This is a genomic window from Bacteroides cellulosilyticus DSM 14838 (assembly GCF_000158035.1).
Lineage (GTDB): Bacteria > Bacteroidota > Bacteroidia > Bacteroidales > Bacteroidaceae > Bacteroides > Bacteroides cellulosilyticus.
Map to the genome: position 1 here is coordinate 935,655 of NZ_EQ973491.1, position 10,522 is coordinate 946,176.

General features: G+C 44.7%; 8 protein-coding genes and 1 pseudogene. 1 reads left to right on the top strand and 8 read right to left on the bottom strand.

Going from position 1 to position 10,522, the window contains the following annotated elements; genetic code table 11:
• The 8 genes and pseudogenes from BACCELL_RS15775 to BACCELL_RS15810 form a co-directional block, all read right to left on the bottom strand.
• A partial coding sequence (locus BACCELL_RS15775; protein ID WP_007212897.1) for an alpha-amylase family glycosyl hydrolase occupies nt 1-737 on the bottom strand: 737 nt, incomplete at its 3' end.
• A gap of 111 nt (nt 738-848) precedes the next feature.
• Nucleotides 849-2,215, bottom strand: a pseudogene (locus tag BACCELL_RS15780) (tetratricopeptide repeat protein).
• A gap of 184 nt (nt 2,216-2,399) precedes the next feature.
• A complete protein-coding gene (locus tag BACCELL_RS15785; RefSeq protein ID WP_007212900.1) occupies nt 2,400-3,560 on the bottom strand; it encodes a sodium ion-translocating decarboxylase subunit beta in 1,161 nt (386 codons plus the stop codon).
• 1 nt (nt 3,561) lies between these two features.
• Nucleotides 3,562-3,987 carry a biotin/lipoyl-containing protein gene (locus tag BACCELL_RS15790; RefSeq protein WP_007212901.1) on the bottom strand — a complete coding sequence of 142 codons (426 nt, stop codon included), beginning with the start codon at nt 3,985-3,987 and terminating at the stop codon, nt 3,562-3,564.
• Nucleotides 3,988-4,009: 22 nt separating this feature from the next.
• On the bottom strand, nt 4,010-4,942 hold the full coding sequence (locus tag BACCELL_RS15795) for an OadG family transporter subunit (RefSeq protein WP_007212902.1): 933 nt from the start codon (nt 4,940-4,942) through the stop codon (nt 4,010-4,012).
• 32 nt (nt 4,943-4,974) lie between these two features.
• Entirely contained in the window at nt 4,975-6,528 is a 1,554-nt protein-coding gene (locus BACCELL_RS15800) for an acyl-CoA carboxylase subunit beta (protein WP_007212903.1), read from the bottom strand.
• Nucleotides 6,529-6,642: 114 nt separating this feature from the next.
• Entirely contained in the window at nt 6,643-7,053 is a 411-nt protein-coding gene (gene mce, locus BACCELL_RS15805; RefSeq protein WP_007212904.1) for a methylmalonyl-CoA epimerase, read from the bottom strand.
• A gap of 144 nt (nt 7,054-7,197) precedes the next feature.
• Nucleotides 7,198-9,609: a TonB-dependent receptor gene (locus tag BACCELL_RS15810; RefSeq protein ID WP_007212905.1), complete on the bottom strand. Its 2,412-nt coding sequence runs from the start codon at nt 9,607-9,609 to the stop codon at nt 7,198-7,200.
• Nucleotides 9,610-9,759: 150 nt separating this feature from the next.
• Between BACCELL_RS15810 and BACCELL_RS15815 the strand changes: the two genes are divergently transcribed.
• On the top strand, nt 9,760-9,993 hold the full coding sequence (locus BACCELL_RS15815) for a YecH family metal-binding protein (RefSeq protein WP_007212906.1): 234 nt from the start codon (nt 9,760-9,762) through the stop codon (nt 9,991-9,993).
• Nucleotides 9,994-10,522 lie beyond the last annotated feature (529 nt).

Consider the following 10,522-nt stretch of genomic DNA (forward strand, 5'->3'; position numbering starts at 1 on the left):
TGTTCTACACCGCAGTGGTTGAAGATCATATCCATTACAATCTTGATGCCGCGGTCGTGGCATTTGGATATCAGTTGCTGATACTCTTCGTTGGTGCCGAAACGCGGATCAACTTTATAGTAATCGGTAGTAGCATAACCGTGGTACGAACCGCCGGTCATGTTGTTTTCCAGTACCGGAGTGAACCAAAGAGCGGTTATACCCAGGTCGGAGAAGTAATCCAGATTTTGCTCGATACCTGCAAGGTCACCACCATGGCGGGCGTTCGGATCATTGCGGTCTACTTTGTATTCGGCCATGCCGGGAATTTGGTCATTGTCCGGATTACCGTTTGCAAAGCGGTCGGGCATCAACAGATAGAGGGCGTCGGAAGCATCAAAACCTTTGTGTTCACAGCTTTTCTTGCCGCGTGCTTTCAGTTCATACTCTTTGACGATTTTCTTTTTGCCTTGTGCAAAAGTGAGAGCTACTTTACCGGGTTTCACATCTTTCTCCAGTCTCAGGTAGACAATCAGGTAGTTCGGGCTTTCCAGCTTGACAGTGCTGCTCAAAGAAACGCCGGGATAGTTGACAGTAACGGAAGAGTTACCGATGTCTTCACCGTAGACCATAAGTTGGAGTTCGGGATTTTGCATTCCGGCGTACCAAAACGGAGGGTCGATTTTGTTTACGTTCATAGCTGCATACGTACTAAGGGAAAGTAAAAACGTTCCCAGGATAAGGAATAATTTTTTCATGATATTAGCTTTTCGTTATTATATCCGTATTTTGGTGCTAATATAAGCAAATAGCGGAGAAAGCTGCCGCTACTCCGCTATTATATACTTTATAATGTTATGCAAACGTTTTCACTTCTTTACTGTGTCTCTGGAAGTTTCTGTCTTTTTCATATTTGTTGGTACTGCAATCACTTTCCCCTGAAAGAAGTCATCCACTTTCTTTTTCTCGCGAAGATCTTTCAGCCAAGTTTCGGCCGCACCATAATAAGTACTTAATCCTAATATTACATTTCCTTTATCATCTGTTTCGGGTTGCTCACTGCTGTTTTTAGGACGCGTTTTAAGGAAAGCCTCCAGACAACGTTCTGTATTCTTTTTATCTTTCAACTGATATTGGTAAACATATGCCATGTCATACAAGAGCTTATGATTTTCTATATCATATTTATCATATCTGTCTTGCATCGTTTTGATTTGCTCTTTAGGCATTAGTGCCATTTTATAGCAGTCTGTGAGGCCGACATAGAGGCGTACCATAGCACTATCGGGTGGGGTAGCATATGCCACAGCTTCTTCCAGATATGCAACTCCTTGATCCTTCCATGACGTTTTGGAACAGGAGCGTCCTAAATAATATAGCAGATTCACATTACGCTTATCATATTGGCGAGCTACTTCCAGTATATCATGTGCTTCATAAAACTTTTCTACTGCGTAATAACTGACTCCTAAATAATAACAGGTGGTAAATGTACTGTCCCCTAGGCTTAGTAACTGTTCGTATCTCTGTATTGCGGTCTGATAATCTTTTATCAGGCAGTATGCCAATGCATTTTGTTGGTTTACAACAACGTTTGTACTGTCTATTTGGCGGTATTTTTCAGTAGCTTCTATAGCATAATTATAAAATGCTCCTTCGATGTGCAGTCTTGCTGCTTTGGCAGCAGCCAGAAAGTCGTTGGGATATTTTTCCTGTATGTTTTCATAGCATCCCAATGCAGCTAAAATGTCATCTACCCCTTCAAAACTTTGAGCTTGTAGATGTAATACAACAGCCGAGCTATCTGTTTCTGTAAGTAGACTGCTCTCTCCCAATGCTTCATCGAATTTCCGCTGATTCAGTAATAGAGTAATGTATTGGATACGGGCATATTTATTATCCGGATTCAGGTCCACTGCCTTTTGATAATATTTTAATGCCTGTTTGTTTTTAATAATGACTTGCAGCACTCTGCTGCTTCAATATAAGCTCGTGGATTCAGAGAATCTTGCATCACGACTTCTTCATATACTTGAAGCGCTTCCCTGTTGTTGCCAAGACTTTTTAGCGCTTTCCCTTTTTGATAGAGTAGGGGAACAGTCGGCGTCTCCTTATCAATGAGCGTCAGTGCCGTCTCATAATCATAGTTTGCCATTGCTTCCTGAATAGGGTTGGTATTTTGTGCCATCAGCAATGAAGAGGCACTGAAAAAGAGTAGAATAAAGAGTTTCCGCATAGTCTTTTTATCTTTAAAGTATTGCTTAATTGGCTGCAAGTTACTAAAAAGATTTACTTTACGAAATATTCGTAGCTTCTTTTAGATAGATTAACGAATAAAAATAGCGCCCCTTCAACCGAAGGAGCGCTAAAATATACCGGATGTTTTGAATGGTAAAGATACCACTCAACGCACATATCTTTTACATCAAGAATCCCAGCAAGATACCGGCAGCTACTGCTGAACCGATTACGCCTGCAACGTTCGGACCCATGGCGTGCATCAGCAGGTAGTTAGTCGGATCGTATTCCAAACCTACTATCTGAGAGATACGTGCCGAGTCGGGAACGGCAGATACACCTGCATTACCGATCAACGGGTTAATCTTATTATCTTTCTTCAGGAAGAGGTTGAATATCTTCACGAAGAGCACACCTGAAGCGGTAGCAATCACGAATGACAATGCACCCAGACCGAAGATCTTGATAGAGTCAAGTGTCAGGAACTCAGAAGCCTGAGTAGAAGCACCTACTGTCAAACCTAACAGGATAGTAATTGTATCAATCAGCGGACCACGTGCCGTTTCAGCCAAACGACGGGTTACACCACTTTCTTTCAACAGGTTACCGAAGAACAGCATACCCAACAAAGGCAGACCGGACGGAACAAGGAAACAAGTCAGCAACAAACCGATAATCGGGAAGATTACTTTCTCCGTGTGAGAAACTACGCGCGGCGGTTTCATACGGATCAGACGTTCGTGCTTGTTGGTCAACAGGCGCATGATAGGCGGCTGGATTACCGGTACCAACGCCATGTACGAATAGGCTGATACCGCAATCGCACCCATCAGGTTAGGGGCCAACTTGGATGAAAGGAAGATAGCCGTCGGACCGTCAGCACCACCAATGATACCGATTGCACCGGCTTGCATAGGATCGAAACCTATTTCCAAAGCAATCATGTAAGCACCGAAGATACCAAACTGGGCAGCTGCACCGATCAGTAACAACTTAGGGTTGGATATCAGAGACGAGAAGTCCGTCATAGCACCAATGCCCAGGAAGATGAGCGGCGGGTACCATCCGGAGGTCACTCCCTGATACAAGATGTTGAGCACAGAACCTTCTTCATAGATGCCTACTTTCAGCCCGGCTTCCATGTTAAAGGGGATATTACCGATCAGCATACCGAATCCGATAGGAATCAGCAGCATCGGCTCAAATTCCTTGGCTACCGCCAAGTATATGAAGAACAAACCTACCAGGATCATAACGACGTGGCCTACCGTTGCATTGGCAAAACCCGTGTACGTCCAGAAGTCGGCAAGGTTGTTTCCTAAAAATGTGATAAATTCTCCCATATTATTCAATAATTACAAGGTCATTACCTTCGAGAACGGAATCTCCTTTACTTACGTTGATCGCAGTGATTTTACCGTCTTTGTCGGCATTGATATTGTTCTCCATCTTCATAGCTTCGAGGATAATGATGGTTTGGCCTCTCTTCACTGTATCACCTACATTGACTTTGATGTCGAGGATAACACCCGGCAGCGGTGATTTAACACCTGATTTGCCAGTAGAAGGAGCGGCCGGCTTCACTACCGGAGTCGGAGCGGGGGCAGGAGTAGTAGGACGTACTACCGGTTTAACAACCACTTTCGGTGCCTTTTCCATTTCTACTTTGTAGGGGGTACCGTTCACTTCAACGTGAGCGATATTTTCATCGATATCTCCAATGGTAACTTTGTATGTATTACCGTTGATTTTATATTTATATTCTTTCATCGTTTTATCAATTTATAGGTGATTACTTTTTCAGAGGAGTTTCACGCAATGTGTAAATCTTCGAACTCCATGGTGAATAGCTGCGTTTTACACGGGTGATGGTAAGAACGGTGTCCTCCACATCGTGTACATCGCTTTGCATTTCGTGCATAGCCATAGCAATAGCAGCGAAAATTTCTCCCGGAGCTTCGCCCAGTTTCTTTTCTTTAGCTTCTTGTTTATCGGTGATACCCTTAGCCTTCATAGCATTACGTTTACTGAGATTAACAGATACTCTACCGACAACTTTAAATGAAACATAGAGAAGAATCAAACCGAAGAATACAACACTCATGGCGGAGATGGACATACCGATACCGACACTGTCATGTTCTTCAAACTTCTCCATCTTGGCATTGCGGTCAATGGTCTGGTTATTGGTACTTGGAGTGACGTATTTGTCACTACTTCTACCTTTTACTTCCCATTGGTTGGCGGCGTCACTGATGCGGGCATAAGACTCGTTGGCACCCAGCGTACCGGCAGGTATCACAATCTGATCAAGCAATTTCTTGCCGGAGTCATACAAACCAATCCAGTTGGCATTGGCGGCATCCAGTTTGAAGCTGGTGTGGAAAGTACCGCGGTTGGGTTCTCCGTCCGCCCAGAATAATGCATGCTGGCGAGGTTTCACCAGAGTCAGCACATCACCTTTCGGGATGAAATAGGGAATAGTATCGCCAGGCTGGCTGCTGAACTTCAAATAGCAACCTGCAAGATCGGCACTACCGTATGATTTGTTGAATATTTCAATCCATGCGCTGTGTACACCGTAGTCATCCTGAAAGTTGCTTTCATTGGTAATCAGCACTTCATTCAGCAGCAGTTTATTAGTGTCTTTCTTCTCTCCACAGGAAGAGCATACACCTAACATCAGCAGCAAGGTAAAGAATATTCCGATTTTTGTTTTATTCATAATCGTTCTTGTTTTTAGTGTTAAAAGCCTGATTACAAAGGAATATTACCATGCTTCTTAGCTGGGTTGGACAATTTCTTAGTCTGCAACTGTTGCAAAGCGCGGATAATGCGGAAACGTGTGTTACGCGGTTCAATCACATCATCGATGTAACCATACTTAGCTGCATTGTAAGGATTAGCAAACAGCTTGGTGTATTCAGCTTCTTTTTCTGCCAGGAATTGAGCAGGATTTTCCTGTTCCTTAGCTTCGCGGGCATACAATACCTCAACGGCACCGGCACCACCCATAACAGCGATTTCAGCAGTAGGCCATGCGTAGTTCATGTCACCGCGGAGTTGCTTACAGCTCATTACGATGTGTGAACCACCGTAAGACTTACGCAATGTTACTGTTACCTTAGGTACAGTAGCCTCACCGTAAGCATACAGCAACTTAGCACCATGCAGAATTACACCATTGTATTCCTGGCCTGTTCCCGGAAGGAATCCCGGAACGTCTACCAATGAAACGATAGGAATATTGAAAGCATCGCAGAAACGAACGAAGCGGCCACCCTTACGAGATGCGTTGCTATCGAGCACACCTGCCAGATACTTCGGCTGGTTGGCAACGATACCTACGGACTGTCCGTTGAAACGTGCGAAACCGATAATGATATTCTTTGAGTAATCTTTCTGAACTTCGAGGAACTCACCGTTGTCAACAATAGCAGCAATTACTTCGTACATATCATACGGCTTGTTCGGGCTATCGGGGATGATTTCATTCAGAGAATCTTCCAAACGGTCGATAGGATCGGTGCAATCTACGTAAGGAGCTTCTTCCAGGTTGTTCTGGGGAATGTAGCTCAACAGCTTACGCAACAAAGCCAAACCTTCTTCTTCAGTCTTGGCAGTGAAGTGAGTTACACCTGATTTGGTAGAGTGAACACTTGCGCCACCCAGATTTTCCTGAGTTACGTCTTCACCCGTTACAGTCTTAACTACCTTCGGACCGGTAAGGAACATATAAGAAGTACCTTCCATCATCAACGTGAAGTCAGTCAGTGCAGGAGAGTAAACAGCACCACCGGCACAAGGACCGAAGATACCTGATATCTGCGGGATAACACCTGATGCCAGGATATTGCGCTGGAAGATTTCAGCATAACCAGCCAAAGCGTTGATACCTTCCTGGATACGTGCACCACCCGAGTCGTTGATACCGATACAAGGAGCACCCATTTTCATAGCCTGATCCATAATCTTACAGATCTTCAGAGACATCGTTTCAGACAAAGAACCGGCAGAAACAGTAAAGTCCTGTGCGAACAGATAAACCAAACGACCGTCGATAGTACCACAACCGGTCACAACACCATCACCGGGATAGTGTTTCTTTTCCATACCGAAGTTGGTACATCTGTGCTCTACAAACATATCCATTTCTTCGAAACTACCTTCGTCGAGAAGCATGGCTATGCGCTCACGAGCTGTATATTTACCTTTCTCATGCTGTTTGGCAATCGCTTTTTCACCACCACCCAGACGTGCAGCTGCGCGGCGATCTATAAGCTCTTTAATCTTTTCAAGTTGATTACTCATTTTATTAAATATAATGGGTTAATACTATTTTTTTATTGTGAATTATGAATTACAAATGACGAACTGCCTGTAAAATAAGTAATTCGTCATTCCTAAATTCGTAATTAAAGCATATTATTCCGGCTTTTCGCAAAGTTCTGTCAATACGCCCAGTGTTGATTTCGGGTGTAAGAAAGCAATGTTCAGACCTTCAGCACCTTTGCGCGGAGCCTTGTCGATTAAGCGAACGCCTGCAGCTTCTACTTCAGCTAATGCGTTTGCTACACCATCCTCGATAGCAAATGCCACGTGATGAACGCCTGCACCTTTGTTTTCGATGAACTTAGCAATAGTACTTTCGGGAGAGGTCGGTTCGAGAAGTTCGATTTTAGTGTCACCAACTTTCAGGAAAGCGGTTTTTACTTTCTGGTCTTCTACAGTTTCGATGTTGTAGCACTTCAGACCTAATACGTTCTCGTAATACGGCAGGGCTTCTTCAATGCTCTTAACAGCAATGCCCAGATGCTCAATGTGTGAAATCTTCATAACTATATTTATTAATGTTGGTATAATGTCTTAATCAAAGGCATAAAACAGCACAAAGAAAGAGATTTCTTCCTTAATAGAGAAATTTTTCGTCAATTAATTATTGGATATTTGAAGTTTAGAAAGGTTTTTTTAGACTTCTGTTCAGAAGTCGAGCAACAGGCGGACGTTAATCTGACGAGATGTCAGGTAATTGGGTACTGCAAACTGATTATTTCGGGTGTCTGTTACCCAATAATAGGAGTTGACGTTGCTGATATTTAGCAAATTGAAAATATCCACCCCCAACCAAAGGCTGCGGATGCCGCGCTGATTTTCGCGTTCACTGCGGTCGATAATACAGCGGGACATACCTATATCCACACGTCGGTAAGGGGATGTACGGAACACGGCAGCCTCGCGTCCGCTATGTGGAGGGCCGAAGGGAAGACCTCCGGCAAGTGTACCTTTCAGGTTCATTTTCCACTTGCGGCTACCGGGAAAATAATCCGTAAAATAGAGCGAAAGACGGTAGCGCTGATCGGTGGGACGGGGGAGCCATTGTCCGTTTATTTTCTCTTCGGTTTTCATCAGAGAGAAGCTCAGCCAAGAGTCTGTTCCGGGAACAAATTCACCGAACAGTTTCATGTCGATACCGGTGGCGTAACCTTTGGAAAGGTTGCGTCCGTAATAACTAATCCGTACATTATCTATATTATAAGGTATGAGATTGCTCAATGCTTTGTAATACACTTCCATGGAGAAGCGGAACGGGCGGTCCATGGCACGGAAATTATAGTCGCCACCTGCCACGAAGTGCAGGGAGCGCTGCGAACGGATGTCACGGTTCAGAGATACAGTAGCTATCCCGTCCACCTGGGTGGTATCCCGGAATTCTTTATAGAATGGTGCCTGGTAATAGACTCCGGCAGCTACTCTCAGGGTGAATTTCTCATTGAATGCCGGAATCAGAGCCAGGGAGGCACGCGGGCTGAAAATGAATTCTTTGTTCCAGTCCCAGTAACTGCCTCGTATGCCGGCAGTCAGGGTGAATAGTCCGGCGGTGGAGCGGAAGCGGTATGTATCTTGCAGGTAAAATCCGTATCGTTTGCTGTCCGTTTCGTTGCGCGAACGGAGGGTGTAGAAGAGTTCCGGTCCTTCGGAAGTTTGTGGCATGGAGTATCCGGCAGAGTCGCGCATTTCCCATTCGCGCATCCGGTCTTTGATGCGCTCCCGTTTGAACTCCACACCCCATTGCAGGGAGTGGCTTTTCAGTCGGTGGCGGCCTTTGATGGAATAACTTTGCACCTCTGCGGTAAGGTAATTGCGGGCATGTTCCATGTAAGTTCCCACGCCGATGGTTTCGGAAGTTTCCTCTTCGTTGGGAGTGCCGTCTACTTGCGTTCCGCTGTCCAGGGAGTTCAGCCAGTATTGCCCGGTGATGTCGTACGTTTCCTGTTCTTTCGTGTGGAAGGCGGAGGCTTGCAGGGTCAGGCTGTTCTGTTCGTTCAGTCGGTAGGTGGCGTAGGCGGTTCCGAACAGGGTGCGGAATAAATCTTTCTCCTGTCCTTCAAAATAGACTTTAAACTCACGTACATTGCTGAGAGTGCCGAAGCGGGTGTAGCGGTCTTCCGGCTGGAAGTTATAGCGGTTTTCTGAAATATTTCCGATGACACCTATTTCCCAACGCTTCGAAGGTGTCCAGTTCAGATAAGTCTGATAGTCGATATAACGTGGGTCGTATTCTCCTTTTGTATCCAGCGTGCCGAGCAGATATTGGTTGGTTTTATAACGGATGCCGTTTGTCCAGGTTAGCTTCTTGGTGGTAATTCCTACGTATGCCGAGGCTCCCAACAGGCTGACGGAGGCACTTCCTTCCAATCGTTCGGGTTTCTTGTAAGTGATGTCCAGCACGGATGACATCTTATCCCCGTACTTGGCCTCATAGCCTCCCGTGGAGAAGCCGACGGATTGCACCATATCGGGATTGATGAAACTCAATCCTTCCTGTTGCCCGGAACGGATCAGCAAGGGACGGTATATTTCAATGCCGTTGACGTACACCATGTTCTCGTCGAAACTACCGCCGCGTACGTTGTATTGCGAGCTGAGCTCATTGTTGCTACTCACTCCGGCCTGCGTGGCTATCACGGCTTCTATGCTTCCGCCCGAAGCGTCGGGGGCCAGGCGGTTTTGTTTGGTTTCTATCTGTTGGATGGTTCCGGTTTGCCGGCGGCGCTCTGTTACGCTTACTTCGCCCAGTTCAAAGTTCATCGGGGGCAAGGTTATGTTCAGACTGATATTTCCCTGCGGACGTACTAATTTTCGTTTGCGGGTTTGGTATCCCAGCATGGAGAAGATGACCGTTACACTGTCCCGGCTTTCGAATTTCAGTGAATATCTCCCTTTCAGGTTGCTGACTGTGCCTATAGCCGTCCCTTCCAATCGTATTGTTGCCAATTCAATCGGATTGCCATTTTCATCCGTAACCGTTCCGCCTATCTTGACTGTTTTCTGGGCAAGGGCGGGAGTGGAGAATAGTATTATAAGAGTTGTCAGTAACCAAAAATGTTTCATACCTTTTCTATAACGGAGAAACTTCCCGAAACGTATATCAGGAGGTAAAAAAGAGCTTTTAACTTTGCTTCTTTATTTTTTATAGGTTCGTGTCACATATGTTACAACTCCAATCCGCGTTTCGTGCTATCTTTGCAGAAAAAATAGATTATGGAACAATTACATGCTCATGAAGTCCTTCACATGATGGAAGGCAACAGTTATTCGGAATCATCATTAAAAGAGGCAATCATCCAGAAATTCGGTGAGCATCAACATTTCTATACTTGCTCGGCAGAAGATATGGATGCGGATAAATTGATAGAGTTTCTGAAAGCGAAAGGTAAGTTTATGCCTGCTGATGATGGATTTACGGTGGATATAACGAAGGTTTGCAGTCATTGATGCTGATAACTTTAGTTCACCGTGGTATGAAATAGGTACGCGGACTACGCAGATAAAGCGGACCTATTTCATTATTACACCAGAAAGGACGGAAACCAGTCAACTTTCCCTCAAAATGGAAAAAAATAGAATCCGTCTCTCTTTTTGTAAAGTAATGGAAAAATCTTATATTCTCTGCTTACAGGAAGTTAAGAGTTTGTGAACAAGAAGTTAACTCCTTGTCGACAAACTCTTAACTTCTTGCTGACAGAAAACGGAATTCTTGTACTTTTCTGATAATCAATAATTAAGCATCGACTTTGAAGTGCCGTTTTGTAATTATAGTTGCCCATGTATTTTGCATGCCCCTTCCACTTTGCATGTCTTTTTACTTTACGCTTCTTTCTGCTTTACATACTCTTTAACTAGCTCTTACATAGTACTTTCTTTAGCTTCGGATGCTTTACTTTTGTGTGCCTACAGCTGTGGTTTATGTGCTTCACAATTGTAGGTATGCTGCTTTACTAATGTGAAGCTCCTGAACCACATA

Coding starts and splice junctions, on each gene's coding strand:
- BACCELL_RS15785 (WP_007212900.1), bottom strand. CDS start 3,560: ATGGGAGAATTTATCACATTTTTAGGAAACAACCTTGCCGACTTCTGG.
- BACCELL_RS15790 (WP_007212901.1), bottom strand. CDS start 3,987: ATGAAAGAATATAAATATAAAATCAACGGTAATACATACAAAGTTACC.
- BACCELL_RS15795 (WP_007212902.1), bottom strand. CDS start 4,942: ATGAATAAAACAAAAATCGGAATATTCTTTACCTTGCTGCTGATGTTA.
- BACCELL_RS15800 (WP_007212903.1), bottom strand. CDS start 6,528: ATGAGTAATCAACTTGAAAAGATTAAAGAGCTTATAGATCGCCGCGCA.
- mce (WP_007212904.1), bottom strand. CDS start 7,053: ATGAAGATTTCACACATTGAGCATCTGGGCATTGCTGTTAAGAGCATT.
- BACCELL_RS15810 (WP_007212905.1), bottom strand. CDS start 9,609: ATGAAACATTTTTGGTTACTGACAACTCTTATAATACTATTCTCCACT.
- BACCELL_RS15815 (WP_007212906.1), top strand. CDS start 9,760: ATGGAACAATTACATGCTCATGAAGTCCTTCACATGATGGAAGGCAAC.